Origin of the sequence: Curtobacterium sp. UNCCL20 (assembly GCF_900101675.1) — a bacterium.
Lineage (GTDB): Bacteria > Actinomycetota > Actinomycetes > Actinomycetales > Microbacteriaceae > Curtobacterium.
The window spans coordinates 1749218-1776170 of sequence record NZ_FNKG01000001.1 but is presented as its reverse complement, the minus strand read 5'-3'; the positions used below and the strand labels follow the sequence as shown (position 1 = coordinate 1776170).

The window sequence follows — 26953 nt, the reverse complement described above, 5'->3', positions numbered from 1 at the left end:
ATGTGTTCGATGATGTCAACGAGGACCGACATCCTGTGGACAAACAGCTCGAACACGTGTTCGACACGCCGAGGAAGCCCCGAACACGCGCGCACACGCGCGCACGCACGCACACGTGCGCACGCACGCCCACCAGCGCGCGACCGCACGCACCCCTACCAGCGCGCGACCGCACCCACCCCGGCGAGCACCGACCGTGTCTTCGTCTCCACCTCGTCCGCCTCGTCCGCAGGCACCGACGACCACGTCACCGCACCGCCGGCACCGAACGTCCGCGACCGGACCGTCCCCTCGTCGTCGAGGACCGTCACCAGTGTGCGGATGGCCACCGACAGATCGACCGCACCGCTCGCCGAGAAGTACCCGATCACCCCCGAGTACACCCCGCGCGGCGCCCCTTCGAGCCGGTCCGCGATCGCCATCGCCCGGATCTTCGGCGCCCCGGTCATCGACCCGGGCGGGAACGCCGCCCGCACCACGTCCGCCCGCGAGGTCCCCGCCGGCAGCACGGCACCGATCGTGGACACCATCTGGTGCACGCTCGCGTACGTCTCGACGTCGCAGAGCCGGTCGACGTGCACGGACCCCGGCAGTGCCGTCCGCAGCAGGTCGTTCCGCAGCAGGTCGACGATCATCACGTTCTCCGCACGGTCCTTGACGCTCGCGGCGAGTTCGTCCCGCACCGCACGGTCCGCACCGGCGTCGGCGAGCCGCCGCCTCGTGCCCTTGATCGGCTCCGCGGACACCGCCCCGGAGGCCTCGATCCGCAGGAACCGCTCCGGTGACCGACTCGCGACGCGCAGGGGGCCGAGCCGCAGGTAGGCCCCGAACGGGACGGGGTCCACCGCGCGCAGTCGCCGGTACTCGGCGAGGTGCGGATCCGTGCCGGATCCGACCCGCGCCTCCAGGCCGACCGCGAAGGCGGTGGTGAGGCAGACCTGGAACGCGTTGCCCTCGCGGATCTCCGCCCGACAGGCGTCGACCGCCGTCTCGTAGGCCGCGCGCGCGACGCGGCCGGACGCCTCCAGACCGGCCTGGAGGCCCGTCGGCGAGTCCGCGACGTCGTCCGGCGTCGCCCCGTCGGTCACCGTCTCGAGCCATGCCCGGTTCGCGGCGCTGGCCGCCGGTTCCGCGTCGGCGACCAGGGCGAACGCCCAGGCGGCGCCGCCCTCCTCGACGACCACCGCGCGGTCGGTGAACCGCAGGTCGGCGTCGGCGTGCCCGTCCGCCGTCCGGTCCGCGCCGCCCGACTCACGACCGAGCTCGTAGCCGAGGAACCCGACCCAGCCGAGGGCGAAGCCGCATCCCGCGACCGGCTCGGCCAGCTGCGGGGTGTGCGCGAGCAGCTCGGCGAGGACGGCGAACGCCGGACGGTCGTCGTGCCGGGGCGGCCCGAACCAGCCCGCGGACGCCGGGGACGCCGCGACCGACGCCCGCCGGGCCTCGTGCCGGAACCGTGCCGAGAACGGCCCGTCCGTCCAGGCGAGGACCGACCAGCGGGCGCGGGCGCGTGCCGAGGCGGGCGCCCCCTCGGGCAGGGAGGAGTCCAGCCACACCACGTCGGCCGTGCCGGCAGCCGCGAGGGCCCCGAGGTCGGGCGTGACGGTCAGCCGCCGGACCGCGATCCGGACGGGTGCGGGGTCGACGCTCAGACGGCCGCGATCGTCCACGAGGCTGCGTGCGACGCACCCGGCTCGAGCACCACGAGCCCGGCGTCGGCGCCGGCGTTGAAGGCGTCCGGAGCGCACGTCATCGGCTCGACGGCGAGGCCGGCCCGGTGGTACTCCGGGATGACGTGGTCTGCCGTGTGCACCTGCACCCAGGGGCACTCCGGCCCGAACGAGACCCGCACGCCGTGGTCGTCCGCGGCGGTGAGGACGATCGTGGCGATGCCGTCGGCATCCCGGTCGAACCCCGTGTAGGCGTGGTCGATGAACCGGTCCCCGATGTGCGTCGCCGAGCGCATGTCGAACTCGTCGTGGACCGGAGCGAGCCCGGTCGGGACGAGGCGGTCCTCGGTGACCTCGAGCACCTCGGCCGCGGGGAGGGTCAGCGTCCAGTCGTCGACGCGGCCAGCACCCCCGACGAGGTACGGGTGCGGACCGGTCCCCCACGGTGCGGCGTCGTCGCCGGTGTTCGTCCCCGTGATGGTCGTGTGCAGCCCCTCGGCGTCGACCCGGTACTCCACCGAGACCTCGACGCGGAACGGGTACCCCGACTGTGCGGGCACCGTCGTGGTGAGGACGGCGCGGTCGGGCTGGTGGAGGGCGATCCGGAAGTCCGTCCACGCGACCAGGCCGTGCAGGGCGTGCTGCCGCGATGGTTCGGTCAGCGCGAGCTCGTGCTCCTCGCCGCCGAAGGCGTACTTCCCGTCGACGACCCGGTTCGGCCACGGGGCGAGCACGGCTCCGCGGAACGCCGGCCGGACCTCGTCGGCGTCGAACGGCACCACGAGGTCGCGCCCCTCGTACCGGAGGGTCCGCAGCGTCGCCCCGACCGAGGCCAGCTCGGCGGTGTACCCGCCCGAGGTGATCGTCAGGGCGGAACCGGACAGGGGTGCGTCGCTGCTCATGCGCTCAGCGTATCGGGGCCGCGCGTCTCGTTGCGCGCCGTTCCCACGAGCCGCCGGGAGCCCGTGCCTGCGACCCCCGAAAACGAGAAAACCCCCGCGGTTCCGGAGAACCGCGGGGGTGATGGTGGATCTGAGGGGACTCGAACCCCTGACCCCCTGCATGCCATGCAGGTGCGCTACCAGCTGCGCCACAGACCCTCATTGGTGGTACTTCATGACCAACCGGTTCCCCGGAGGCACCATAGAAGCGTACACCATGGCAACGCCGGGTGACGAAATCGCCATCGCCACCCGGGCGCGTCGCACTACGCGGTGTGGTCCACCGGCAGCTCGAGCGGGATGGTCGGGCAGTCCGACCAGAGACGCTCGAGCGAGTAGTACTGGCGGTCTTCCTCGTGGAAGACGTGGACGACGATGTCGCCGAAGTCGATGAGGACCCAGCGGCCCTCGCTCCGGCCTTCACGACGGAGCGGCTTGGCCCCGGCGTCGAGGAGGCGCTCTTCGATCTCGTCCGCGATGGCGAGCACGTTGCGCTCGTTCCGGCCGGTCGCGAGCAGGAACACGTCAGTGAGCTGCAGCGGTCCGGTCACGTCGAGCGCGACGAGGTCCTCGGCCTGCTTGGCGTCGGCCGCCTGAGCGGCGATCTGCACGAGTTCCAGTGCACGTGAGGAGGCGGTCACGGATTCCTTCCGGTCGTCGAACCGGCAGGGTGCCGGATCGCTTGATGGGTCCCGATCATAAGCCACCCCACCGACGGCGGCCAGGCCGCAGGCGACGGGACGTCGGATGTCCGGTGTCGGTGGCGGTGTCTCAGCCGCCGAACGCGTGGGTGGTGACGAGGGCGACGATGATCACCGCGGCTGCTGCGACGCCGACGGCCCCGACCGTGACGCCGAGGATGAGCGGCGTGCGCGACTCCTTCGGCTTCGCGGCGGCGAGCACGACCTGGCGGGTCGAGGTGTGGCTCGACACTGCTCGGCTCGCACGGACCGGGCTGGCGTCCGTGTCGGGCTGCTCGTCGTGCTGTTCGAGCAGGCGGTCGACCTCGGCGCCGTCGATCGGCCGGTGCGAGCCGGTCGAGGACAGCGAGGCGGGCAGGTCGATCGAGCCGGTGAGGATGACCTCGCCGGTGGCGTTGAGCGCACCCGTCGGGTCGGCGAGGGCCGAGTTCGGCAGGATGATCGCGTTCGTGTTGGTGACCGCGACGCGACGTGCGCCGGTCTCCTCGTCGTGGACCTCGGTGTCGTTCGAGCCGTGGGCCTGCTGCGACCAGTGGCCGACGGGCGGCTCGAATGCGGTGGTCAGCGGCTTCGGCTCGGACGGACGCTGGAACGACGCGGGGACGCGCGGTGCTTCCGGAGCGGTCTCCGTGCCGGCGCCGGCGGCACTGGTGGGGCGGTCGGCCGCGCTCGACGGGCGGGAAGCCGACGTCGGTGCGCTGGCAGGGGCCGCGCTGGTGGGACGCGCAGCCGAGGTCGGCGCCTGGATCGGCACCTCGTTGGTGTCGTCCTCGTCGAGGGAGAGCGGGAACACCACCGGGGTCGAGGAGGAGACAGCCGTCGTCGGGGTGGGGAGCGGCGCGGCGACGGGCTGCTCGGCATCGGCCACGGGAGCGGACTCGTCTGCTGCGTCGTCAGCGTCCGGCGTGTCGACAGCGTCGTGCGGCGCCCAGGTCGACCGGTGCCGACGCGGCTCTTCGCTGTGGGCGACGGCGGTCTCGAGCGGCTCGATGGCGTCGGGCGACCCGTCTGCCTCGGTGGCCTGGGCCACCGCGGCCTCGTCGAGCGCGACGGTTTCGGTGCCCGGCTCGGACGGAGCGGAGGTCGGCCTGGCGGACTGGGGCTCGGCCTGCAGCGCGTCGACCGAGCCGAGCACGTCCTGGACGGTGCGGTCCGAGGAGGCGGGGGTCGGGTTCTGCAGCGGGACCGGCTGGACGGCCTGCCCCTGGGCGGCGCGCATCTGCCGGATCTGGCGACGGGTGAGGCCACCCGAGCCCGGGACGATCTCGGTCGCGGACGCCGGCGGTGCCGACGGGACGCCGGACGACGCTGCAGCAGCAGAGGTCGGCGCAGCGGCCGACGCCGGCGCAGCTGACGTTTCCGGGGTCGGTGCGGCGGCCTGCGCGGGTGCCGCGGGGGCAGGGGCGACGTGGGACCCGGGGCGACGGTGGGCTTCCGGCTGGTCAGCCGGGGCCGCGACGGTCGGTGGCGGCGTCACGGGCTGCCCACCGGCCGCGGCGGCACGCTCCCGCTCGCGCGCCTCGCGCCGCGACAGAGGCGGCTGCGCGTCGGACGAACTCATGCAACGCTCCGATACAGATGGTGCTTGGAGATGTACTGGACGACACCGTCGGGGACCAAGTACCACACGGGGAAACCGCGTCTCACCCGGTCGCGGCAATCGGTCGACGATATCGCCAGCGCGGGAACTTCGAGCAAGCTTACGTCTCGTTCGGGCAATCCGGTGATGCTCAAGGCGTGTCCCGGACGCGTCACGGCGACGAAGTGCGCGAGGTCCCAGAGGCCATCATGGTCTTTCCAGTCGACAATCTGCTGGACGGCGTCTGCGCCGGAGATGAAGACGAGCTGCGCGTCCGGCCGCTGGTCGTGCAGGTCGCGGAGCGTGTCGACCGTGTACGTCGGGCCGGGGCGGTCGATGTCGACGCGGCTGACCGTGAACATCGGGTTCGACGCGGTCGCGACGACCGTCATCAGGTACCGGTGTTCGGCGTCCGTCACGTCGGCCTTCATGTACGGCTGACCGGTGGGGACGAAGACCACCTCGTCGAGGTCGAACGCGCGCGCCACCTCGGACGCTGCCACGAGGTGGCCGTTGTGGATCGGGTCGAACGTGCCACCCATCACACCGATGCGCGGCTGCCCCGTGCTCTCGAGCATGGAGTGGCGGATCAGATCTTGGTGTGGCCGAACTCGTCGACACCCGTCTCGTGGTGGCGGGTGGCCTCGAACTTCTGGGAGTGACGGTACGCCACGTCGCGGAAGCTCCAGGTCACGAACCCGAGGAACGCGAAGAACAGCGCGCCGCAGAGCGGGAAGACGTACGCGGGGACACCGGAGGCGTGCTCAGCGGCTTCAGCGAGGAAGGTCATGTGTCCGATGCTCCGTTCGGTCGGGGGAATTCGCCGTTCAGTCTAGCCGCGGATCTGTCCCTGCCCGCGCACGATCCACTTGGTGCTGGTCAGTTCCGGCAGCCCCATCGGCCCGCGGGCGTGCAGCTTCTGCGTCGAGATGCCCACTTCCGCGCCGAAGCCGAACTCGCCGCCGTCGGTGAAGCGCGTCGACGCGTTCGCCATCACGACCGCGGAGTCCACCTCGGCGAGGAACCGCTCCGCCGTGTCGACGTCGTTCGTGACGATGGACTCGGTGTGGTGGGTGGACCACTTCGCGATGTGGGCCATGGCGGCGTCGACGTCGGGCACGACCCGGATGGACAGGTCGAGGTCCATCGACTCGGTCGCCCAGTCGTCGTCCGTGGCACGCAGCACGCCCGGCACGATCACCCGTGTCGCGTCGTCGCCACGGAGCGTCACCCCGGCAGCACGCAGTCGGTCGGCCAGGACGGGCAGCAGCCGGTCGGCCGCTCCCTGGTGCACGAGGAGGGTCTCGAGGGCGTTGCACACGCTCGGCCGCTGGACCTTGCTGTTCAGGACGATGTCGACGGAGCGGTCGAGCGGAGCCGACTCGTCGAGGAACACGTGCACGACCCCCGCGCCGGTCTCGATCACCGGGACGAGCGACTCGGTCACGACGGTCTGGATGAGGGAGGCGCTCCCCCGCGGGATGAGCACGTCGACGAGACCGCGCGCACGCATCAGCTCCGCAGCGCCGGCGCGCCCGAACTCGTCGATGGTCTGCACGAGGTCGCGCGGGAGCCCGACCGAGGCCACGGCGTCCTGGATGCGGGCGACGAGCACCGCGTTGGTCCGCTGCGCCGCCGATCCCCCACGGAGCACCACCGCGTTGCCGCTCTTCAGCGCGAGGCTGGCGATGTCGACCGTGACGTTCGGTCGCGCTTCGTAGATGGCCCCGACGACACCGAACGGGACCCGGACCTGGCTGAGCTGCAGGCCGTTCGGCAGCCGGGAGCCACGGACGTGCTGGCCGACCGGGTCGGTGAGGCCGACGACGTGCTCGACCGCCACCGCCAGCGCGTCGATCCGTGCGGCGTCGAGTCGCAGGCGGTCGATCAGTCCGGAGGACAGACCGTCTTCTTCGCCGGCGACGAGGTCCCCGTGGTTGGCGGTCACGATCTCGTCCGTCGCCGCGCGGACCCCCGCAGCGATCGCGAGGAGCGCCGCGTCCTTCACCGCGGTGGTCGCCGTGGCGAGGGCCGACGAGGCGTCACGCGCGGCGACGAGCTTGTCGGTCAGGGTCGGTGCGGGAGCGGTCAGCGACATGGTCCGATTCTAGGCGCGGGCATCCGCCCGTGACGGGCGGCACCGTCCCCTGTGGAGGAGGCCCGGAGGCGCGGCTCCTGTGGAGGAAACGCCTCGCGTCACCCGGTGGTCACGAGACGCGACCACCGGCCCGGGCAGGACGACCGCTCGGGCCGGACCGCGCCTCCGGGCAGACGCCTCTCAGGACCGCTGCGCCGCCTCGAACCAGGTCCCCACCTGCTCGCCCGCGAGCGCACGCGACACGAGCGCCGTCGCCGTGACGAGGACCGACGTGCCGGCCTCGGCCGCGAGCCGCGCGGCGGCGACCTTCGTGCCCGCTCCCCCGGTGCCCACGCCGGCCGAACCGATCGACCCGAAGGTCACCCCGGCGAGCTCGTCGCCGAACGGCACGAGGTCGATCGGTGCGGCTCCGGGCTGTTCCGGCGGCCGCGTGTAGAGCGACTCGACGTCGGAGAGCAGCACGAGTGCGTCCGCGCCGAGCAGCCGCGCGACGAGCGCCGCGAGCCGGTCGTTGTCACCGAAGCGGATCTCGTGCGTCGCGACGGTGTCGTTCTCGTTCACGATCGGCAGGACCCGCAGGGCGAGCAGCCGGTCGATCGCCCGCTGCGCGTTCACCCGGTGCGTCGGGTTCTGCAGGTCGCCCGCGGTGAGGAGGATCTGCGCCGCGACCACGGCGTGCCGGTCGAGTTCCTTCTGGTACCGGAACATCAGGACGTTCTGCCCCGTGGCCGCCGCCGCCTGCTGCGTGGCGAGGTCGTCCGGGCGCCCCTCGAGCCCGAGGAACGGGAACCCGGTGGCGATGGCACCGGACGACACCAGCACGACCTCGGTCCCCCGGCCGTGCGCCGCCGCGAGGGCGTCCACGAGCGGGGCGATCTGGCCGGTGTTGTCGCCGCTGACCGACGACGACCCGACCTTGACCACGATCCGCCGCGCACGCGGGATGTCCTCGCGCCGGGTGACGGGTCCGAGCTCGGTGCGGGCGGTCGTGTCGGTCATGCTGCGGTCAGTCCCTGTCGTGCTCGCATGCTGCGGTCAGTCCTTGTCGTCCTCGTCATCGGCCCACAGCCCGGCGACGCGCTCCTGCTCGAGCTCGGCGCGGGCGGCCGCCTTGGCGTCCATCCGCTCGAAGTACTCTTCGCGACGCTCGTTGCGGGTCGGCCGCGAGGTCGCCCCGATGCGGGCATCGGTGCCGCGGGCGCTCGTGATGAGCTCCGCCGTCGAGGTGAGCGTCGGCTCCCAGTCGAAGACGGTGCCGCCGTCGCCACCGATGACGACGGTGGAACCCGCGACGGCGCCGGCCTTGAACAGCCCGTCCTCGACACCGAGCTTCGCCAGGCGGTCGGCGAGGTAGCCGATGGCCTCTTCGTTGGTGAAGTCAGTCTGCTGGACCCAGCGCTCGGGCTTCGAGCCGCGGATGCGGTAGAAGCGGTGCTCCTCGCCACCCTCGGCGCGGATCGTGTACGGCTTGTCGTCGACGGCCTTCGGGCGGAGGATGATCCGCTCCGCCACCGGCTCTGCCGCACGGGCCGCGCGTGCCTGCTCGACGACGTCGGCCAGGGCGAAGGTCAGCTCGCGCAAGCCCTTGCGGGAGGCGGTGGAGATCGGGAAGACGCGGTAGCCGCGGCCCTCGAGTTCGTCCCGCACGAAGGCGGCGAGTTCTTCCGCCTCGGGCACGTCGACCTTGTTCAGCGCGATCATCTGCGGGCGCTCGAGCAGCGGCACCTGGCCCTCGGGGACCGGGTAGCGCTCGAGTTCGCCGAGGATCACGTCGAGGTCGCTGATCGGGTCGCGGCCCGGGTCGAGCGTCGCGCAGTCGATGACGTGCAGCAGGGCCTCGCAGCGCTCGACGTGGCGGAGGAACTCGAGACCGAGGCCCTTGCCCTCCGACGCGCCCTCGATGAGGCCGGGGACGTCGGCGACGGTGAAGCGGGTGGAGCCGGACTCGACGACGCCGAGGTTCGGCGTGAGGGTCGTGAACGGGTAGTCGGCGATCTTCGGCTTCGCGGCGGAGATCGCGGCGATGAGGGAGGACTTGCCGGCGCTCGGGAACCCGACGAGGGCGACGTCGGCGATGGTCTTCAGCTCGAGGCTGACGTCACCCGCCCAGCCCTCGGTGCCGAGGAGCGCGAAGCCCGGGGCCTTGCGCTTCGTGGTGGAGAGCGCCGCGTTGCCGAGGCCGCCCTGCCCGCCGGGGGCGATCACCACGCGCATGCCCGGCTCGGTCATGTCGGCGAGCACGTCGCCGTTCTCGTCGTAGACGACGGTGCCGATCGGGAGCGGGAGCTCGAGGGTCTCGCCGCTGATGCCGCTCCGCATGTCGCCCATGCCGGGCTGGCCGTTCTTCGAGGAACGGTGCGGCGAGCGGTGGTAGCCGAGCAGGGTCGTCACCTGGGGGTCGGCGACGAGGACGATGTCGCCACCGTCACCACCGTTGCCGCCGTCCGGGCCGGCGAGGGGCTTGAACTTCTCACGGCGGACCGACACGCAGCCGTTGCCGCCGTTTCCTGCGGTGAGGTGCAGGGTCACGCGGTCGACGAAGGTCGCCATGGGTCCACTCCTGGAGGTTGTTGCAAACATGAAACAGGAGGGGCGGGCACTCGGCCCGCCCCTCCTGCTGAGATCAGATCGTCGGGCAGTTACGCGTTGACGATGTTGACGACCTTGCGGCCGCCCTTGGTGCCGAACTCGACCGAACCGGCCGAGAGGGCGAACAGCGTGTCGTCGCCACCGCGGCCGACGTTGGCGCCCGGGTGGAAGTGGGTACCGCGCTGGCGGAGGATGATCTCGCCGGCGTTGACGACCTCGCCACCGAAGCGCTTCACGCCGAGGCGCTGTGCGTTCGAGTCACGACCGTTGCGAGTGGAGCTCGCACCCTTCTTGTGTGCCATCTTCTACTCCCGCCTTACGCGATCGAGGTGATCTTGACACGGGTGAGCTCAGCGCGGAAACCCTGACGCTTCTTGTACCCGGTCTTGTTCTTGAACTTCTGGATGATGACCTTCGGACCACGGAGGTCCTCGAGCACCTCGGCGGTGACGGTCACCTTGGCGAGCTCGGAAGCCGCCGACGTGATCTTGTCACCGTCCACGAGGAGCACCGGGGCGAGGTCGATGTTGCCCTTGTCGTCTGCCTTGGCGCGGTCGAGGGTGATGATCGTACCGACCTCGACCTTCTCCTGACGGCCGCCGGCGCGCACTACTGCGTAAACCACGTGGAAATCCTTACGTAACTCTGCTTGAGGGAAGTCTCGGGTGCCCACTTCTGCACGAGCGGCTCCCGGAGCCCGGGCCCGATCGGCGACGCAGGCAGAACGGCCCGCTGACACCAGGGATCAAGATTACTCGATGTCCCCACGTCCGGTCAAACGGCGACACACGTAGGATTGCTCGAGTGACCGTGTTGATCGATCCGCCGACCTGGCCTGCGCACGACACGGTGTGGTCACACCTCGTCAGTGATCGATCCTATGACGAGCTCCACGCGTTCGCCGAACGGGCCGGCATCCCCCGTCGGGCGTTCGACCACGACCACTACGACGTGCCGCAGTCACGCTACGACGAGCTCGTCGCCGCGGGGGCCACGGCGGTCTCCGGGCGCGAGCTCGTCCTCCGCCTCATCGCGAGCGGGCTGCGGGTCGCGCAGCGGGACAAGCGCGCGTTCTGAGGCGTGGCGGCTGGCGGGTGGCGGCGGTCGTCGGTCGCGGGCACGTCAGCCGCGGGCACGTCGGCAGCGTCAGCCGCGGGCACGTCGGTCGCCGGCACGTCGGCCGCGTCGGCCGCGGGCGCGTCGGCCGCGGGCGTGTCGGCCGCGGGCACGTCGGCCGCGGGCACGTCGGCCGCGGGCACGTCCACGGCCTGGAGGCACGGTGCCCGTCCCCGGTACCCGTCACCTCGCCGGGTGCGGGGCCGACCGCAGGACGGCGGGCGGCACCGCGGGTCCGCCAGCGAACCGACAGACCGGCGAACCGACAGACCGGCGGACCGGCCGACCGGCCGACCGGCGGACAGAAGGACAACGAAAGTCGTCCCGAACCACGGGGATCCGTGGTTCGGGACGACTTTCGTTGTACGGAGCCCGCAGGGGGCACCGGGGAGCACGGGGCGCCGGGGAACGCCGGACGCGCAGCACCGGAGCGCGAGCGCCCGAGGACCTTGGCTAGCGCGGTGCCGGACCACCCCAGGGGGCGCTCGGCGGCTGCTGCCACTGCGGGGGCTGCTGCGCGGGCTGCACGGTCGGGGGTGGCACGGCATCGGCAGGCCGGACGGTACCGGGCGTGCCCGGGGCTCCCGGAGCGCGACGTCCGCCTCGGGGCCGTCCGAGCCACAGCCACGCCGCGGTGGCCGTCGCGAGGAGCATCAGGGTGAACGGCACTCCGTGCTGCAGCGGGCTCGTGACCACGTCGATCACCAGGCGCGAGGCGCCCGAGCGGACCGCACCGATCGAGCCGGTGAAGACCCCGACGAGGGCGAGGGCGATCGTGCCCGCGGCGCCTGCGATGACGGCGCGGAGGAGCACCGTCGGCAGCGGGCTCCGGCGCGTGATCGGCGTGAGGAACGCCAGCGCGAGGAACGCCCCGGCGTAGAACGGGAACGGCGCGGCGAAGACCCCGGCGACGAAACCGCTGATGAGGCTGCTGCCGCCGTAGGACGAGAACGGGTGCACGACGAGCGACGTCCCGATCAGGCCGATGAGCCCCGAGAGGAACTCCACGAGCACGATCGACACCACGGCGATGAGCGCACCGGCGGTGTTCGTCACCGACGCTCCGGGCTCGAACGCCCGGCGGGGGTCCCCGGTGGCACGGTGGGGACGGGGGCGGGGCGCCTGGCCACCCGCGGACGGGCCTGGCCCTCCGGCGTACGGGCTCGGTCCACCGGCGTACGGACCCGGTCCACCGGCGTACGAACCCGGTCCACCGGCGTACGGCTGACCCGAGTACGGCTGCCCCGAGTACGGCTGCCCCGGCTGCCCGGTCTGCCCGGGGCCCTGCGGCGCGGACGGGGCGGGAGGTGCGGGCTGCGACCAACCCGCACCGTAGTACCCGCGGTCCTGCTGCGACCGCTGCGGGTCGCCCGGGTTCGACATCGTCAGTCCCCCAGGATCACGGCGCCGTCGTCGCTGGCGTCACCCTCGGTGGTCGCCGGCGCGCTGATGCTCGGCGACGAGACGCGACGCGACCGCGAACGGCCCTGTCCCGGCTGCTTCGGCTCCGGCAGCGCCTGCAGCACGGAGTCGAGCAGGGACTCGGTGTCCTCGCTGACCTTGCGCGGCTCGCGCTTCGCGGCGGCGATCGGGATGTCGAGGATCGCGACCGAGGTCTCGGTGGGGGTCACCGGGGCGCTCGAGCTGACGCGACGACGGGCCGGTGCCTTGGCGCGGGCCTCGGGCACCTCGGCCACGGCGTCCGGCAGGACGTCCGCCGCGGGGGCGACCGGCGCCGCAGCGGCAACCGGCTCGGATGCCTCGACGTGCTCAGGCGACGACGACTCCGTCGACGCGGCCTGGTCCGGTGCACCCGCACCACGACCGCCGCGGCGGCGGCGACGCTTCGGCCCGGACGACTGCTCGCCCTGGTCGGCCGACTCCGCAGAGCCAGACCCGGACACCGACGCAGACGCGGACGCGGACGCGGACGACGAACCGGAGTCGGACGACACCGGCGAAGCGGGCGATTGGGCCGACGCCGCCGGAGCGGCGGCCGGGGCCTCGTGCTCGTCGTGCGGGATCGTCGACGCCGCGATGCGCGACAGCGCGTTCTTGACGTCGTCGGTGATCTGGTGCGCCTGCGAGGAGGAGCCGTTCGACGACGACCCGTTGGAGGACGACCCGCTCGACGAACCGTTCCCACCGCCGTTGCCGCCACCGTTGGCGTTCCCACCACGACCCTTGCGACGACCCTTCGAGGGGCCCGGGTCCGCGTTGTTGTCGTTGACCTTGGCGTTGACCTCGTCGAGGGACTCGCGGAGCCCGACACCGATCTTCTTGCGGGTCATCTGCACGAGGCCGAGCGAGGTGACCTCGGCGACCTGGTGCTTCGTGCGGTCGCGGCTGAGGCACTCGACGAGGCGGCGCAGCACGAGGTCGCGGTTGGACTCGAGCACCATGTCGATGAAGTCGACGACGATGATGCCGCCGATGTCGCGCAGGCGGAGCTGGCGGACGATCTCCTCGGCGGCCTCGAGGTTGTTCTTCGTGACCGTCTCCTCGAGGTTGCCGCCGGACCCGACGAACTTCCCCGTGTTGACGTCGATGACCGTCATGGCCTCGGTGCGGTCGATGACGAGCGAACCGCCGGAGGGCAGCCAGACCTTGCGGTCGAGCGCCTTCTCGATCTGCTCGTTGAGGCGGTACTCCTCGAAGGAGTCCGGGCCGTCGTAGAGCTCGACACGGTCCTTGAGGTCGGGGGCGACCGCGGTGAGGTACTCGTCGATGGTCACCCGGGCGGACTCGCCGTCGATGATGAGCTTCGTGAAGTCCTCGTTGAAGACGTCGCGGACGATCTTCACGAGCAGGTCGGGCTCGGAGTGGAGCATGACCGGCGCCTGGCCGTTCGCGACCTTCTTCTGGATCGCCTCCCACTGGTTGGTGAGGCGCTGGACGTCGCGGGTCAGCTGTTCCTCGGTCGCGCCCTCGGCAGCGGTGCGCACGATGACGCCGGCGTGCTCGGGGAGGACCTCCTTGAGGATCTTCTTGAGACGCGCGCGCTCCGTGTCGGGCAGCTTGCGGGAGATGCCGTTCATCGAACCGTTCGGCACGTACACGAGGTAGCGGCCGGGCAGTGAGACCTGGCTGGTGAGGCGAGCACCCTTGTGACCGACCGGGTCCTTCGTGACCTGCACGAGCACCTTGTCGCCGGGCTTCAGCGCCGCTTCGATGCGACGGCCGTGGTTGCCGGTGTCGACCGAGGCCCAGTCGACCTCGCCCGCGTAGAGCACGGCGTTGCGGCCCCGGCCGATGTCGACGAACGCCGCCTCCATCGAGGGCAGGACGTTCTGCACCTTGCCGAGGTACACGTTGCCGATGAGCGAGACGTTCTGGGACTTCGTCAGGTAGTGCTCGGCGAGGACGTTGTCCTCGAGCACGCCGATCTCGATCGTCGATGCGCTCGACCGGACGATCATCTGGCGGTCGACGCTCTCGCGGCGGGCGAGGAACTCGTCCTCGGTGACGACCTGGCGCCGTCGTCCGGCGTCGCGGCCGTCGCGGCGGCGCTGCTTCTTCGCCTCGAGACGGGTCGAGCCCTTCACCTTCTGCGGCTCGGTGATGTACTCGACCTCGCGGCGGCGCGGCTCCTGGTGGTCGCGGGGCTCACGCGGCTCGCGCTGCTCACGGGGTTCGCGCGACTCGCGGTCGGCGCTCGTGCCGCGGCGACGCGAACGTCGGCGGGACCCACCCTGCTCGTCGTCGTCCTCGTCGTCGTACCGCGGTGCGCGCTGCGGCAGCTCCGGCAGGACCGGCGCGTGGAAGATGAGGCTGAGCGTGCTCGTCGCCTTGGGGACGAACGTCTCGGCTTCGGGTGCCTCGGGCTCGGCCGGCACCGCACTGGAGGCGCGCTGCGGCTCCGCCTCGTCGCCGTCGGTCGTGCCCGCGGACGCGTCCACCACCGGCAGGTCGCCGGTCAGGGTGCTCACGTCGTGCGGCTCACCGCTGGACGGCGCGACCGCGTCGACGCTCACCGAGGCCGGCGCGGTGACCGATCCCGCAGCGTCGGTCGACGCCGTGTCGACGACCGCCTCGGCACCGGGTTCCGTCTGCGCGACGTCCCCACGGGCCTCCGGGCCTGCCGACCGGGCGCGGCGGCCGCCGAACAGGCGACTGCGACGCTTCGGCGCGACTTCTTCGTTGTTCGTGTTGTCGTTGTTCTGCTCCACCATGGACCTGGTGCACTCCTTGACCCCGCTCGCGCCCGTGTCGGGCGGCGGGAACTCTGTAGTTGTAGCGGGTGGCGACCACGCCCCCGCGTTCGCTGTCTTGTGACCGGTGCGTCTCGCGCGTCTCGCGCGTCCCGGTCACGATGCGCTCTCACCGCACCTGATCGTCCGGGCGGCGCCCGGAAAGCTCTCATCGCCGTGCGGATGGCCGCACGACCTCCAGCGATTATCGCATGCCGCGCCAGGAAAGGACCGGAACGGGCGTGCGATGATGACGCCGTGACCACGTCAGCACCCGCCGCACGCCGTCCGATCGCGATGGCGGTCTTCCTGTTGATCACCGGCGCGGTGGGCCTGTACGGGTCGTTCTCGCTGGTGCTGGACGAGTTCGCGAAGTACGCCGACCCGAAGAAGGTCCTGTCGTGCGACGTCAACCCGTTCATCAGCTGCTCCGACGTGATGGCGAGCTGGCAGGGGCACCTCTTCGGCTTCCCGAACCCGCTGCTCGGCGTGATGGGCTTCGTGGCGCCGATCGCCGTCGGGGTGATGCTGCTCGCCGGCTTCCGCAACGGCTCGCGCTGGTTCTGGATCGCGTTCAACGCGGGCGTGTTCCTGGCGTGGGTGTTCGTGACGTGGCTGTTCACGCAGACCGTCTGGTTCATCGGCGCGCTCTGCCCCTGGTGCATGCTCGTCTGGTCGATGACGATCCCGATGTTCTGGGTGTTCACGATCTGGAACGCCGCGCAGGGCCGGTTCGGTGCCGGCACCCAGCGGCTCGGGCGTGTCCTGCTCCCCTTCTGCTGGGCGTTCGCGCTGGCGAACTACCTCGTCATCATCGTGACGATCCTGATCAAGTTCCCGACGATCCTCACGTCCTTCTGAGACGCCTCTGGACTTTCTCGATGACGCGTCACCGAATTCCTGGTTCCTTCCAAGCGGGCACGGCTGACCGTCCCATGAGCGGCCCCTACGCTCGATCCCGATGAGCGAGAACGACGGCGACGACGACAGCAGGAACGACGGCAAGAAGGCCCGTCGCGAAGCAGCACGCGAGCGTGCCCGCGCGGCGCGTGAGCAGGCGAACGCCCGCAGGCGCCGGAACAGGACCCTGGGCATCAGCGGCATCATCGTCGGCGGACTCGCGGTGATCGCGGTGGTCGTCGTGGTGGTCGCGAACTCCGTGCAGCCCGCCGGCCCCGGACCGCGGAACATGGCGAGCGACGGCATCCTGCTGCACGGCGTGGACGGGAAGATCGTCCCCGTGACCACGAAGGCGACGCCCGAGGGCGGGACGCCGACGCCCACGAAGCAGGACGATTCGGTCGCGAACATCACCGTGTACTCGGACTACATGTGCCCGTACTGCAACCAGTTCGAGACGAGTCAGATGCCCCAGATCCGGCAGTGGGTGCAGAACGGCTCCGCGACGCTCGAGCTGCACCCGTTCAACCTGCTCGACCGGGTGTCCCTGGGCTCGAAGTACTCCACCCGTTCCGCCGCCGCGGCAGCCTGCGTCGCCGACTCCGACCCGGACGACTTCCTGGCGTACAACACGTCCCTCTACGAGAACCAGCCGTCCGAGAGCACCCGCGGGCTGACGAACGACGAGCTCGCTTCCCTGGCGAAGGCAGCCGGGGCGACGGACCCGGGGGTCGCGTCCTGCATCACCGACCAGCACTTCGCCGGATGGGTGGCCGAGGCGACGAACCGGGTGCTCACCCAGCCGATCCCGAACTCGTCGCTCGACAAGGTCACCGGGACCCCGGCGGTCATCGTGAACGGCAAGCAGTACACCGGCTCACTGACCGACACGGACGCGTTCGCCGCGTTCGTCGAGCAGAACGGCGGCGCCGCGTAGCGTCCACTCCCCCGTCCCGCACCGGACGACGAAGGCCCCCGCTTCGGATGGGAAGCGGGGGCCTTCGTCGTGGTGCTGCGGTTACTTCGCGGCCGCGTCGATCTCGCTGATGACGTTCGTCAGCGTGTCGATCCGCTTGCCGTTGACGACGATCGTCGGCGTGCCGAAGCCCTGGGCGCCCTGCAGGTCCTCGTCAGCCGTCACACGGCTGGTCGACTTCGTGACCCAGCCCTTGAACTGCTCGGAGGACAGGCAGGACGTGATGTCCGAACCGGTCGCTCCGCCGGCCTTCACGAGGTCGGCGATCTGCTTGTTCGTCAGACCCGACGTGCCCTCTTCCGGCTGGTTGTCGAAGAACTGCGTCTGGACGTCGAGGAACTTGTCCGGGGCGTAGTTCGCGACGCACATCGCGGCGTTCGCAGCGCGGCTGGCGTACCGCGAGTTCTGGTAGCTGCGGTCGAGGATCGAGACCGGCTGGATCGCGAGCGTCGCGTCGCCGGACTTCACCTTGTCGAGGATCTGGCCGGAGTAGGCCGCCTCGAACTGCTTGCAGACCGGGCAGGCCCAGTCGACGTACTCGGTCACCGCGACGGCGCCGTCCGAGTTCGAGGTCGGGACCGCCGAGGGGGTGCCCTTCGCCGACACGGCCTTCGTCTCGACCGGGGTGACCTTGCCGTCGCCACCGGTGAACTGGATCGCACCCGTCGCCATGTTCTTCGGCCCGGCCGCGGAGACGCTCGGCTGGTTGTTCACGTTCACGACGACGATCGCGATGATCGCCGCGATCGCGATGATGCCGACGCCGATGCCGCCCTGCAGGAACCAGCGGTTCCGGCGCTTGCGGCGCTTCTCGGCATCGGCACGCTGCCGGGCGACCTCACGCGCGTGCTGACGACGCTCGTTCTTCGTGGGACGGTCGTTGTTCGTCATGTTCCCCGCCCGCGTCTCAGGCGAACCAGAGCGCGAGCTCGCGCGCGGACGACTCGGGGCTGTCGGACCCGTGCACCAGGTTCTGCTGCACCTTGAGCCCCCAGTCGCGACCGAGGTCGCCACGGATCGTGCCGGGTGCGGCGGAGGTCGGGTCCGTGGTGCCGGCGAGCGAGCGGAAGCCGGCGATGACGCCGTTGCCGGCGACGCGCACGGCGACGACCGGGCCGGACTGCATGAACTCGACGAGCGGCTCGAAGAACGGCTTGCCCTGGTGCTCCTCGTAGTGGGCGTCGAGCAGGTCGCGCGGTGCCGTGAGCATCTTCAGGTCGACGATCTCGTAGCCCTTCGCCTCGATCCGGCGGAGGATCTCACCGGTGAGCTGGCGGGCGACGCCGTCGGGCTTGACGAGGACGAGGGTCTCTTCGAGGTCGGACACGCAGAACTCCTAGTGTGTTCGGGGGTCGAATGGGGTGGTCAGTCCTCGCCCATGGCCGCTCGGCGCGCGGCGTTCACACGGTCGAGCTGACCGCCCTTGACGAAGCAGAAGACCCACAGCGCCAGGAACACCACGGCGACCGCGAACATGAACGGTTCGATGAACCCGGTGGCGAGGATGGCCGCCTGCAGCAGCCACCCGAACCATACACCGGCGGGCTTGCCGGTCAGGCGTGAGGCCAGCGCCAGCACGATCATCGCGCCGATGCCACCGCCGAACGCGGCGGCGGGCGGCAGGGTCCCCTTGCCGAACACGACGAGCATCGGGAAGAAGAACATGATCGCCTCGAGGACGAGCGCGATCGAGAGCAGGCTCTCCTGCGCCCCGCGTTCGCGACGCGGCTTCCGTGCGCGGGGTGCACGACCCGGCCTGGAGGCCCGTGGTGCGTCCGTCACTTCGCCCCGCCTTCCGCGTGGACCAGGTCCATGACCTTGCCCACCATCACGATCGAGCCCGCGACGAGCACCATGGCGTCCTCGGCGTCGGCCTCGTCGGCCAGGTCGCGTGCTTCCTGCAGCGCGGCGGGGAGCGAGGGCTCCACGACCACACGGTCCTCGCCGACCTCGTCGACGACGATCCGGGCGAACTCGTCGGCGTCGAGAGCGCGGTCCCCCGGCGGCTGCGTCACGACGAACGTGGCTACGGTGTCCTTCAGCGCGCGGACGAAGCCGCGGGCGTCCTTGTCGCCGAGGATCCCGACGACGCCGACCACGTGCCCGGACGGGAACGCCACCGGCAGCGCCTCGGCGAGGGCACGGGCGCCGTGCGGGTTGTGCGCCGCGTCGACCACGAGCGTCGGGCCGGTGGCGATGGGCTGGAGCCGTCCGGGGCTCGTCGCCCCGGCGAGGCCCTCGGAGAGGACGTCCTCGTCGAGGGGCTGCGACCCGCGGCCGAGGAACGACTCGACGGCCGCGATCGCCACGGCGGCGTTGTGCGCCTGGTGCTGCCCGAAGAGCGGGAGGAACAGGTCGTCGTAGCGGCCGGCGACGCCCTGCACGGTGATGAGCTGCCCGCCGACCGCCGGCGTGACGTCGACGACCCGGAAGGCGTCGCCCTCGACCGCGAGGGTCGACTCGGTGAGCTCGGCGGCGCGCTGCAGTTCCGTGAGCGCCTCGGCCGTCTGGGCGCTCGACACGACCGACGAGGACGGCTTGATGATCCCGGACTTCGTGCGGGCGATCTCGGCGACGGTGTTGCCGAGCTGCTTGGCGTGGTCGATCGCAATCGGGGTGAACACCTGGACCTGGCTCTGCACGACGTTGGTGGAGTCCCACTCGCCGCCCATGCCGACCTCGATCACGGCGACGTCGACCGGCGCCTCGGCGAAGCACGCCAGGGCGAGGACGGTGAGCGCCTCGAAGAAGGTCAGCGGGAGTTCGCCCCGGTCGGTGAGCTCCTGGTCGGTCATCTCGAGGATCGGGGTGATGTCGTCCCAGTTCTCGACGAACCGGTCGGCCGCGATCGGCTCGCCGTCGATGACGATGCGCTCCCGGATCGACACCAGGTGCGGGCTCGTCATGAGGCCGGTGCGCAGGCCGTGGGCGCGGACGATGCTCTCGGCCATCCGCGCGGTCGACGTCTTGCCGTTCGTGCCGGTCAGGTGGATCACCGGGTACGCCAGGTGCGGGTCGCCGAGGAGCTCGACGGCACGCCGGGTGGCGGTCAGGCGGTGCTCGGGCGACTGCTCGCCGATGCGGGCGTACAGGGCGGCCTCGACCCGCTTGACCTCGTCGTCGTCCCCGCCGTAGGGCAGGGCCTCGGCCGGGTCGGTGTCGCCGGCGGGGCCGACCGGGATGCGGATCCCGTCCGCCTGGACGCCGCCGGACTCGTCCCGGCCGTCGTGGCCGTCGTGGCCGTCCTGGCCGTCGTGGCCGTCGTGGTCGTCGTGGTCGTCGTGGTCGTCGTACCGGTCGTCGCTGATGTCGCTCATGCGCGTGCCACCTCCACGGACACCTTCGCACCGTCGCCGACGTCGGTGCCCTCGCCCTGCGCGAACGCGGTCTCCACCACCTCGATGCTCGTCGACAGGGTCTCCCCCGCGATGAGCTCCCGGTGGGTGCGGACCGAGTCGGCACCCGCGGCGTCGACGCGGAGCGTCAGGGCGATGCGGTCGCTGACGTCGAGGTCGGCGTCACGGCGGGCCTGCTGCACGGCACGGACCACGTCGCGGGCGAGCCCCTCGGCCTCGAGCTCCGGCGTGGTCACGGTGTCGAGCACCGCGAAGCCGCCGCCGTCGAGGAACGCCACGGCGACGCTGTCGTCGGCCACCGTGAGGTCGAGCGTGTACTCGCCCTCGACGAGGTCGACACCCCCGACGGTCACACCGGTGTCGGTCGCGGTCCAGTCGCCTCGGTTGGCGGCCGGGATCACCTGCTGCACGGCCTTGCCGATGCGCGGGCCGGCGGCACGGGCGTTGACGGTGAGCTTCCGCTCGATGCCGTACCGGCCGAGGGAGGACTCCTCCTGCTCCTCGAGCACGACCTGCTTCACGTTGAGCTCGTCGCGGAGGATGTCCGTGAACGGCGCCAGCGCGGCCGGGTCCGGCACCACGAGCGTCAGTGTGGCGAGGGGCAGGCGGACACGCTTGCCGGTCGCCTTGCGGAGCGCGAGCCCCTTCGAGGCGACGTCGCGGACGCGGTCCATGGCGTCGACGAGGGCGTCGTCGGCGGGGAACTCGGCCGCGTCCGGGAAGTCCTCGAGGTGGACGCTCCGGCCGCCGGTGAGGCCCTTCCAGATCTCCTCGGTGACGAGGGGTGCGAGCGGCGCGGCGACGCGGGTGAGCGTCTCGAGCACGGTGTACAGCGTGTCGAACGCCGCGCGCGCCTCGGGCGTGGACTCGGCGCCCGCCCAGAACTTGTCGCGGGAGCGACGGACGTACCAGTTCGTCAGGACGTCGGCGAAGTCGCGCACGGCCTGGGCGGCGAGCGGGGTGTCGAGGGCGTCGAGGTGCGTCGTGACGTCCTCGACGAGCACGCGGGTCTTCGCGAGGAGGTACCGGTCGAGCACGTCGGTGCTGTCCGTACGACGGACTGCCCGGTAGCCGGACGGCCCGGAGGCGTTCGCGTAGAGGGTGAAGAAGTAGTAGGTCGACCAGAGCGGGAGGAGGAACTCGCGGACGCCCTGGCGGATCCCCTCTTCCGTGACGACGAGGTTGCCACCGCGGATCACCGACGACGACATCAGGAACCACCGCATCGCGTCGGCGCCGTCGCGGTCGAACACCTCGGACACGTCCGGGTAGTTCCGGAGCGACTTCGACATCTTCTGACCGTCCGAGCCGAGGACGATGCCGTGGCTGATGACGTTCTTGAACGCCGGCCGGTCGAACAGCGCGGTGGACAGCACGTGCATGACGTAGAACCAGCCGCGGGTCTGCCCGATGTACTCGACGATGAAGTCCGCCGGGTTGTGGGAGTCGAACCACTCGCGGTTCTCGAACGGGTAGTGCACCTGGGCGTACGGCATCGACCCGGAGTCGAACCACACGTCGAACACGTCGGTGATCCGGCGCATCGTGGACTGCCCGGTCGGGTCGTCCGGGTTCGGGCGGGTGAGGTCGTCGATGAACGGCCGGTGCAGGTCCACCTCGCCCTCGGCGTTGCGGGGCAGGCGCCCGAAGTCGCGCTCGATCTCCTCGAGCGAGCCGTACACGTCGGTGCGCGGGTGCTCGGGGTCGTCGGACTGCCACACCGGGATCGGCGTGCCGAAGTAACGGTTGCGAGACACCGACCAGTCGATGGCGTTGCCGACCCACTTGCCGAACTGCCCGTCCTTGACGTTGTCCGGCACCCAGTTGATGTCCTGGTTGAGTTCGCCCATCCGGTCGCGGAACTCGGTGACCCGGACGAACCACGACGAGACGGCCTTGTAGATGAGGGGCTTCCGACAGCGCCAGCAGTGCGGGTAGCTGTGCTCGTACGACGCCTGGCGGAGGAGGCGGCCGGCGTCGCGCACGGCCTTCGTCAGCGGCTTGTTCGCGTCCGACCAGAGCATGCCGGCGACCTCGCCGAACTGCGACGTGAAGACGCCGCCCTCGTCGAGCGACAGCACGACGGGGATGCCCGCCGCGGCGCAGACCACCTGGTCGTCCGCACCGTAGGCCGGGGCCTGGTGCACGATGCCCGTGCCCTCGCCGGTCTCGACGTAGTCGGCGACCAGGATCCGCCAGGCGTGCTCCATGCCCTCGGTCTCGGCGAGGAAGTCGAACAGGCGCTCGTACTCGACGCCGTCGAGCTCGGCTCCCGCCAGGGTGCGGACGACCGCGGCAGCGGCGTCCTCGGCGCTCTCGTACCCGAGGTCCTTCGCGTAGGCGGCCACGGTGTCGGACGCGAGGAGGTACGAAACGGAACCGGCGCTCCCACCGTCAGCCGCGCCTCCAGGCCCCGCCGGCAGCACCACGTACGAGACCGCCGGCCCGATCGCCAGCGCAGCGTTCGTCGGCAGCGTCCAGGGGGTCGTCGTCCAGGCGAGGGCCCGCACGCCGTCGAGGCCGAGCTCCGCCGCCCGCGAACCCCGCAGCGGGAAGGACACCGTGACGGACTGGTCCTGGCGCATCTGGTAGACGTCGTCGTCCATCCGGAGCTCGTGGTTGGACAGCGGCGTCTGGTCGTTCCAGCAGTACGGCAGGACCCGGAATCCCTCGTAGGCGAGGCCCTTGTCCCAGAGCTGCTTCCACGCCCAGAGCACGCTCTCCATGAACGTGACGTCGAGGGTCTTGTAGTCGTTCTCGAAGTCGACCCAGCGCGCCTGCCGGGTGACGTACTGCTGCCACTCGTCGGTGTACTGCAGGACGGACTTCCGCGCGGCGGCGTTGAAGACGTCGACGCCCATCGCGTCGATCTCGTGCTTCTCGGTGATGCCGAGCTGGCGCATCGCCTCGAGCTCGGCGGGCAGGCCGTGCGTGTCCCAGCCGAACCGGCGGTGCACCTGCTTGCCGCGCATGGTCTGGTAGCGCGGGAAGACGTCCTTGGCGTAGCCGGTCAGCAGGTGTCCGTAGTGCGGGAGGCCGTTCGCGAAGGGCGGGCCGTCGTAGAAGGTCCACTCGTCGCATCCCTGGCGCTGGTCGATCGACGCCTGGAACGTGTCGTCACGCTTCCAGAAGGCGAGGATCCCCTGCTCGACGGCGGGGAAGGACGGCGACGGGGTGACGCCGTCTGCGTCTGCGTTCAGGGGGTACGGCACCGGGGCTCCTCGGGGGTCGGTCGGATCTGTCGGTTCGGTCAGATCTCCACGAGGACGGAGCGTGCTCCGCGGTACCACCTCGCTTGCCGCGCCTGGGTGCTGCGCGACCGCTCGTCGCCGGGGGGTGTTCGCGGCCCGGACCGCCCGGCTCTACTGACGTTCCCGCAGTGACAGGCACCGGGGACCGCGTTCTTCCGGAGGCTCACCGGTGATGGCCGGATCAACGCCTGGTGACACCACTTTAGCGGACGGGAGCATGCTGGACCGATGCCCTCGTCAGATGCTGCCCCCGCGCAGCAGGAGCGTCCCGAGTCCCTGCTCACCGTCGTCATCGCGTTCGGCGCGAACCTGCTGGTCGCCATCGCCAAGACCATCGCCTCGATGCTCACCGGATCGGCCTCGATGGTCGCCGAGGCCGCGCACTCGTGGGCGGACACCGGGAACGAGGTCTTCCTCCTCGTCGCCGAACGCCGCGGCGCCCGGAAGCGCGACACCGCCCACCCGCTCGGCTACGGCCGTGAGACGTACATCTGGTCGATGTTCGCCGCGTTCGGGCTGTTCACCGCGGGCGCCATCGTGTCGATCTACCACGGCATCTCGGAGCTCGGGGACACCGGGCCGGCCGAGGACGTCGTGCTCAACTACGTCGTGCTCGGGGTGTCGTTCTGCCTCGAGGGGACGAGCTTCCTGCAGGCCTACCGGCAGGCGCACGGCGCCGCGACGAAGCGTCGGGTGCCCGTCCTCCGCCACGTGCTGCAGTCCTCGAACCCGACGCTCCGCGCGGTGTTCGCCGAGGACGCCGCCGCGCTCGTCGGCCTCGTCGTCGCGTTCCTCGGCGTCTTCCTGCACCAGGTCACCGGGCTGGCCGTCTTCGACGCGATCGGCTCGATCGCGATCGGTGTGCTGCTCGGCGTCGTCGCGATCGTGCTGATCGACCGCAACCGCCGGTTCCTGCTCGGCGAGAGCACCTCCCCCGAGCTCGAGAACGCAGTGCTCGTCGAGCTCCTCGGCCGCGACCAGGTCGAGCGGGTGACCTACCTGCACCTCGAGTTCGTCGGGCCGTCGCGGGTGTACCTCGTCGCTGCGGTCGACCTCACCGGCAACGAGAACGAGGAGCACGTGGCGGTCCGGCTCCGGGACGTCGAGAAGTCACTGGAGGAGAGCCAGTACATCGAGGAGGCGGTCCTCACGCTGAGTTACCCGGGCGACGAGTCGCTCGTGCCGACCGACGGGGACGTGCCCGAGGTCGTGCGGGACGGCACCGTGGAGGACGTGGCGTCGGGCGGAGCGGGCACGCTGCGGACGGACTGACGGGCGGGGGGCGGCGGGCGTCGCGCCGTCGGGCGGCGGGCGGCGGGCGGCGGGCGTCGGACGGCGCGCCGTCGGGGCAGCCGCTGGCTGCGTTCAGCGCGTCAGCTGCATGGTCCGGTCGGCCCCGATCTCGATCACCCCGTCGCGCGGGACCCACACCCGCAGCTGGTCGACGTCGAAGTGCTCGAGCCCGTCGTGGTTCGTCCGGATGAACGCCCGCACCGCGTCCGGCATCGGGAACCGCGCGTCCGTCCCCTGCACGATCGCGCCGAACCGACCGGGCACCGGCGCCGACACCGCGTGCCCGGCGAAGTACGGCCGCCAGCTGGGCGGGCCGTACGAGCTGAACAGGATCGTGCCCGAGGCCCCGTGCGCGTCGAGCTCGTGCTGCAGGAGCGCGATGCCGGCCGGACGGGTGCGGGCGACCCGGACCACCTCCTGGGTGACGGGGAACAGGCTGGCGAGCAGCGCGACGACCACGACCGCGGACAGCGCGGCCCGGACGACGCCGTCCCGTCGCGAGACGCCCCGGCGCGCACGTGCCGTCCGCCAGAGCGCGGTGTACCCGACCGCGGCGAGCGCCGTGAGGAACGGCATCCAGATGTCGTAGTAGTGCGGCAGGGCGACGCGAGCGGTGCAGAGGAAGACCCCGAGCGCCACGATCGCGATGCCCAGGTACGCGACGAGCCGCCCCGGCCGGACGACCAGTGCCACGACGATCCCGACGACGAGCACCACGAGCAGCACCACGGTGATCCCGTGCGCCAGGAAGTACAGGTTCGCCCACCACGGCGCGGACGGGTAGCTCCGCCCGGCGATCTCGACGAGGTGCCCCTCGGCGTCGTGCGCTGCCTGGAACTCGAACATGTAGCTCACCGCGCGCACCATGCCGACCGGCTGGTAGACCGCGACGAACGCCACGGCGAACCCGGCCGCGGCGACGACTCCCCCGACGAGCAGGTCCCACCAGCGGCGGAACAGCAGCGGCAGGGCGATGAGCGCCACCACGAGGACTGCGCTCGTCACCTTCGATGTGACGGCGAGGCCGAGGGCGCCCCCGGCGAGCGCCGCCCACGCGAACCGCCACCGGCTGCGGGTCCGGATCCACGCCCACCCGGCCGCGAGTGACGACACCGCGAAGAAGACCATGACGGGTTCGAGGAGGGCGAGGCGGTCGACGCGCGCGCCGCTGCCGGAGGCGGGGTCCATCCAGTCCGGGGCGTTGCCGCGGGGGCCGAGCCACCAGAGTCCGGCCGCGAGCAGGGCGCCCCAGAACCCGAGCGGCCGGAGCAGCCAGGCGAAGAGCACGAGCCCGGTCGCGAACGTCGCGGCGGCCGCGACGACCCGGGGCCCGAGGTACCCCTGCCCCATCACCAGCTGCGCCACCCCGTAGAGGTACTTGGCGGTGGGCGGGTGCTCGAGGTTCGCGGTGAAGACCCCGTGGACGTACTCCCACCCGGCGCCCACGTACGCGCTCTCGTCGGTGACGATCCCCTGCCGCCCGAGGTGCCAGAAGCAGACGAACAGCCCGGCGGCGGCGATGACCGCGAACGCCGGCCAGCGAACCGAGCGCAGCGAGAGGGTCACGGTGACCGATCATCCCACGGGTGCGGTGCGGCTCCGCCCCGACCACGCCTGCGGAGGCGCTCAGCGGATCGAAGCGCCGGACCGAGGAGCGCGGGACCCCGTGTCAGCGCCCGTCGAGGCCCGCGGCCACCGGGGTCAGCGCAGCGCCGACGTACTCGACGAGCGGGCGGCGCCCGACCCCGTCCGCGACCCAGACCCCGAACGCCGCCGCTGCAGCACCGAGCATCGCGCCCGCCACCGTCTGCGGCCACAGCGCTGCCGGGTGGTCCCCCGTGCGCCGGCCGACGAACGCCGACACCGCCGTGTGCTGGGCCGTCACCCGCGTGGCGACGCTCGCGACGAGCTCCGGGCCGATGCCCATCACCTCGGCCTGCGCGATGGCCCACGGCACCCGCTCGGGATCGTGGGCGCGGGCGGCGGCGAGGAGCGCCTCCTCCACCGCGCGCACCGCCGAGGGATCGCGGGACTCCTCGAGCAGCGCGGGCAGCGAGGAGACCGCCGCGTCGAGCTCGAGCCAGAGCACGTCCGACTTCGCGGTGAAGTAGTTGAAGAACGTCGCCCGGCTCACCCCGGCGCGGGCGGCGATGTGGTCGACCGTGGTGCGGCCGTACCCCTGCTCGAGGAACAGCTCGGCTGCGGCGTCCGCGAGGACCTCGGCACTCGAGCGTCGGGGTCGCCCACCGCGGCGCATCGGTTCGTCCATGGGCCCCAGTAAACCGCTAGACTC

24 protein-coding genes and 1 tRNA gene are annotated in these 26953 nt (G+C 71.5%); 4 read left to right on the top strand and 21 right to left on the bottom strand.

Annotation, left to right across the window (positions count from 1 at the left end):
- Window positions 1–155: 155 nt before the first annotated feature.
- The 12 genes from BLT36_RS08635 to rplU all read right to left on the bottom strand — a co-directional run bounded on the left by BLT36_RS08635 (window position 156) and on the right by rplU (window position 10203).
- Window positions 156–1670 (bottom strand): anthranilate synthase component I family protein, encoded by a 1515-nt coding sequence (locus BLT36_RS08635; RefSeq protein WP_175529548.1) that lies wholly within the window; start codon window positions 1668–1670, stop codon window positions 156–158.
- The gene (locus tag BLT36_RS08630; protein ID WP_175529547.1) at window positions 1649–2572 is read right to left on the bottom strand and encodes an aldose 1-epimerase family protein; all 924 of its coding nucleotides are present in this window, start codon (window positions 2570–2572) and stop codon (window positions 1649–1651) included. Before BLT36_RS08630 ends, BLT36_RS08635 begins: the two co-directional genes overlap by 22 nt.
- A 122-nt stretch (window positions 2573–2694) precedes the next feature.
- A tRNA-Ala gene (locus BLT36_RS08625) sits at window positions 2695–2770 on the bottom strand.
- A 107-nt stretch (window positions 2771–2877) separates the two neighbouring features.
- A complete protein-coding gene (gene rsfS, locus BLT36_RS08620) occupies window positions 2878–3252 on the bottom strand; it encodes a ribosome silencing factor (protein WP_022907296.1) in 375 nt (124 codons plus the stop codon).
- A gap of 130 nt (window positions 3253–3382) precedes the next feature.
- Window positions 3383–4873, bottom strand: coding sequence for a hypothetical protein (locus BLT36_RS08615; RefSeq protein ID WP_092093970.1), 1491 nt, complete (start codon window positions 4871–4873; stop codon window positions 3383–3385).
- A complete protein-coding gene (nadD, locus tag BLT36_RS08610; RefSeq protein ID WP_092093968.1) occupies window positions 4870–5469 on the bottom strand; it encodes a nicotinate-nucleotide adenylyltransferase in 600 nt (199 codons plus the stop codon). The genes BLT36_RS08615 and nadD overlap by 4 nt, the downstream gene beginning before the upstream one ends.
- Window positions 5470–5480: 11 nt before the next feature.
- Window positions 5481–5681, bottom strand: coding sequence for a hypothetical protein (locus tag BLT36_RS08605; RefSeq protein ID WP_071293764.1), 201 nt, complete (start codon window positions 5679–5681; stop codon window positions 5481–5483).
- Window positions 5682–5723: 42 nt separating this feature from the next.
- Window positions 5724–6989: a glutamate-5-semialdehyde dehydrogenase gene (locus tag BLT36_RS08600; RefSeq protein WP_092093966.1), complete on the bottom strand. Its 1266-nt coding sequence runs from the start codon at window positions 6987–6989 to the stop codon at window positions 5724–5726.
- A gap of 180 nt (window positions 6990–7169) precedes the next feature.
- The gene (gene proB / locus BLT36_RS08595) at window positions 7170–7988 is read right to left on the bottom strand and encodes a glutamate 5-kinase (RefSeq protein ID WP_254787457.1); all 819 of its coding nucleotides are present in this window, start codon (window positions 7986–7988) and stop codon (window positions 7170–7172) included.
- A gap of 36 nt (window positions 7989–8024) precedes the next feature.
- A complete protein-coding gene (gene obgE, locus BLT36_RS08590; protein ID WP_092093964.1) occupies window positions 8025–9539 on the bottom strand; it encodes a GTPase ObgE in 1515 nt (504 codons plus the stop codon).
- Between the two features lie 89 nt (window positions 9540–9628).
- Window positions 9629–9880 carry a 50S ribosomal protein L27 gene (rpmA, locus tag BLT36_RS08585; RefSeq protein ID WP_022905368.1) on the bottom strand — a complete coding sequence of 84 codons (252 nt, stop codon included), beginning with the start codon at window positions 9878–9880 and terminating at the stop codon, window positions 9629–9631.
- 14 nt (window positions 9881–9894) lie between these two features.
- Window positions 9895–10203, bottom strand: a complete 309-nt coding sequence (gene rplU, locus BLT36_RS08580; RefSeq protein ID WP_092093963.1) for a 50S ribosomal protein L21 — start codon at window positions 10201–10203, stop codon at window positions 9895–9897.
- Window positions 10204–10382: 179 nt separating this feature from the next.
- Between rplU and BLT36_RS08575 the strand changes: the two genes are divergently transcribed.
- On the top strand, window positions 10383–10655 hold the full coding sequence (locus tag BLT36_RS08575) for a DUF4031 domain-containing protein (RefSeq protein WP_092093961.1): 273 nt from the start codon (window positions 10383–10385) through the stop codon (window positions 10653–10655).
- A gap of 492 nt (window positions 10656–11147) precedes the next feature.
- Here the strand turns inward: BLT36_RS08575 and BLT36_RS08565 are convergent, their stop codons facing one another.
- Both BLT36_RS08565 and BLT36_RS08560 read right to left on the bottom strand, forming a co-directional pair.
- A complete protein-coding gene (locus BLT36_RS08565) occupies window positions 11148–12077 on the bottom strand; it encodes a hypothetical protein (RefSeq protein ID WP_092093959.1) in 930 nt (309 codons plus the stop codon).
- Between the two features lie 2 nt (window positions 12078–12079).
- A complete protein-coding gene (locus BLT36_RS08560; RefSeq protein WP_092093958.1) occupies window positions 12080–14866 on the bottom strand; it encodes an Rne/Rng family ribonuclease in 2787 nt (928 codons plus the stop codon).
- 276 nt (window positions 14867–15142) lie between these two features.
- Here BLT36_RS08560 and BLT36_RS08555 point away from each other — a divergent pair, with 276 nt between their 5' ends.
- Together BLT36_RS08555 and BLT36_RS08550 are read left to right on the top strand one after the other, a co-directional pair.
- Window positions 15143–15745, top strand: a complete 603-nt coding sequence (locus BLT36_RS08555; protein WP_254787454.1) for a vitamin K epoxide reductase family protein — start codon at window positions 15143–15145, stop codon at window positions 15743–15745.
- A gap of 100 nt (window positions 15746–15845) precedes the next feature.
- Window positions 15846–16721, top strand: coding sequence for a DsbA family protein (locus tag BLT36_RS08550; protein ID WP_092093956.1), 876 nt, complete (start codon window positions 15846–15848; stop codon window positions 16719–16721).
- 81 nt (window positions 16722–16802) lie between these two features.
- Here the strand turns inward: BLT36_RS08550 and BLT36_RS08545 are convergent, their stop codons facing one another.
- The 5 genes from BLT36_RS08545 to ileS are packed head-to-tail and all read right to left on the bottom strand — an operon-like array spanning window position 16803 to window position 23328.
- Window positions 16803–17651 (bottom strand): DsbA family protein, encoded by an 849-nt coding sequence (locus BLT36_RS08545; RefSeq protein ID WP_092093955.1) that lies wholly within the window; start codon window positions 17649–17651, stop codon window positions 16803–16805.
- 16 nt (window positions 17652–17667) lie between these two features.
- Window positions 17668–18087 carry a nucleoside-diphosphate kinase gene (gene ndk / locus BLT36_RS08540; RefSeq protein ID WP_092093953.1) on the bottom strand — a complete coding sequence of 140 codons (420 nt, stop codon included), beginning with the start codon at window positions 18085–18087 and terminating at the stop codon, window positions 17668–17670.
- A 38-nt stretch (window positions 18088–18125) separates the two neighbouring features.
- Window positions 18126–18542 (bottom strand): DUF4233 domain-containing protein, encoded by a 417-nt coding sequence (locus BLT36_RS08535; protein WP_092093951.1) that lies wholly within the window; start codon window positions 18540–18542, stop codon window positions 18126–18128.
- Window positions 18539–20077, bottom strand: a complete 1539-nt coding sequence (locus BLT36_RS08530; protein ID WP_254787451.1) for a bifunctional folylpolyglutamate synthase/dihydrofolate synthase — start codon at window positions 20075–20077, stop codon at window positions 18539–18541. Before BLT36_RS08530 ends, BLT36_RS08535 begins: the two co-directional genes overlap by 4 nt.
- A complete protein-coding gene (gene ileS / locus BLT36_RS08525) occupies window positions 20074–23328 on the bottom strand; it encodes an isoleucine--tRNA ligase (protein ID WP_092093950.1) in 3255 nt (1084 codons plus the stop codon). Before ileS ends, BLT36_RS08530 begins: the two co-directional genes overlap by 4 nt.
- A 267-nt stretch (window positions 23329–23595) precedes the next feature.
- Here ileS and BLT36_RS08520 point away from each other — a divergent pair, with 267 nt between their 5' ends.
- On the top strand, window positions 23596–24639 hold the full coding sequence (locus BLT36_RS08520) for a cation diffusion facilitator family transporter (RefSeq protein WP_092093948.1): 1044 nt from the start codon (window positions 23596–23598) through the stop codon (window positions 24637–24639).
- Window positions 24640–24732: 93 nt separating this feature from the next.
- Here the strand turns inward: BLT36_RS08520 and BLT36_RS08515 are convergent, their stop codons facing one another.
- Both BLT36_RS08515 and BLT36_RS08510 read right to left on the bottom strand, forming a co-directional pair.
- Window positions 24733–26226, bottom strand: a complete 1494-nt coding sequence (locus tag BLT36_RS08515) for a phospholipid carrier-dependent glycosyltransferase (RefSeq protein ID WP_092093947.1) — start codon at window positions 26224–26226, stop codon at window positions 24733–24735.
- Between the two features lie 103 nt (window positions 26227–26329).
- On the bottom strand, window positions 26330–26929 hold the full coding sequence (locus tag BLT36_RS08510; protein WP_092093945.1) for a TetR/AcrR family transcriptional regulator: 600 nt from the start codon (window positions 26927–26929) through the stop codon (window positions 26330–26332).
- Between the last annotated feature and the right edge of the window lie 24 nt (window positions 26930–26953).

Coding starts and splice junctions, on each gene's coding strand:
- BLT36_RS08545 (WP_092093955.1), bottom strand. CDS start 17,651: ATGACGAACAACGACCGTCCCACGAAGAACGAGCGTCGTCAGCACGCG.
- obgE (WP_092093964.1), bottom strand. CDS start 9,539: ATGGCGACCTTCGTCGACCGCGTGACCCTGCACCTCACCGCAGGAAAC.
- BLT36_RS08560 (WP_092093958.1), bottom strand. CDS start 14,866: ATGGTGGAGCAGAACAACGACAACACGAACAACGAAGAAGTCGCGCCG.
- BLT36_RS08510 (WP_092093945.1), bottom strand. CDS start 26,929: ATGGACGAACCGATGCGCCGCGGTGGGCGACCCCGACGCTCGAGTGCC.
- BLT36_RS08630 (WP_175529547.1), bottom strand. CDS start 2,572: ATGAGCAGCGACGCACCCCTGTCCGGTTCCGCCCTGACGATCACCTCG.
- BLT36_RS08605 (WP_071293764.1), bottom strand. CDS start 5,681: ATGACCTTCCTCGCTGAAGCCGCTGAGCACGCCTCCGGTGTCCCCGCG.
- nadD (WP_092093968.1), bottom strand. CDS start 5,469: ATGCTCGAGAGCACGGGGCAGCCGCGCATCGGTGTGATGGGTGGCACG.
- BLT36_RS08550 (WP_092093956.1), top strand. CDS start 15,846: ATGAGCGAGAACGACGGCGACGACGACAGCAGGAACGACGGCAAGAAG.
- BLT36_RS08565 (WP_092093959.1), bottom strand. CDS start 12,077: ATGTCGAACCCGGGCGACCCGCAGCGGTCGCAGCAGGACCGCGGGTAC.
- BLT36_RS08520 (WP_092093948.1), top strand. CDS start 23,596: ATGCCCTCGTCAGATGCTGCCCCCGCGCAGCAGGAGCGTCCCGAGTCC.
- rpmA (WP_022905368.1), bottom strand. CDS start 9,880: ATGGCACACAAGAAGGGTGCGAGCTCCACTCGCAACGGTCGTGACTCG.
- proB (WP_254787457.1), bottom strand. CDS start 7,988: ATGACCGACACGACCGCCCGCACCGAGCTCGGACCCGTCACCCGGCGC.
- BLT36_RS08615 (WP_092093970.1), bottom strand. CDS start 4,873: ATGAGTTCGTCCGACGCGCAGCCGCCTCTGTCGCGGCGCGAGGCGCGC.
- BLT36_RS08600 (WP_092093966.1), bottom strand. CDS start 6,989: ATGTCGCTGACCGCTCCCGCACCGACCCTGACCGACAAGCTCGTCGCC.
- BLT36_RS08530 (WP_254787451.1), bottom strand. CDS start 20,077: ATGAGCGACATCAGCGACGACCGGTACGACGACCACGACGACCACGAC.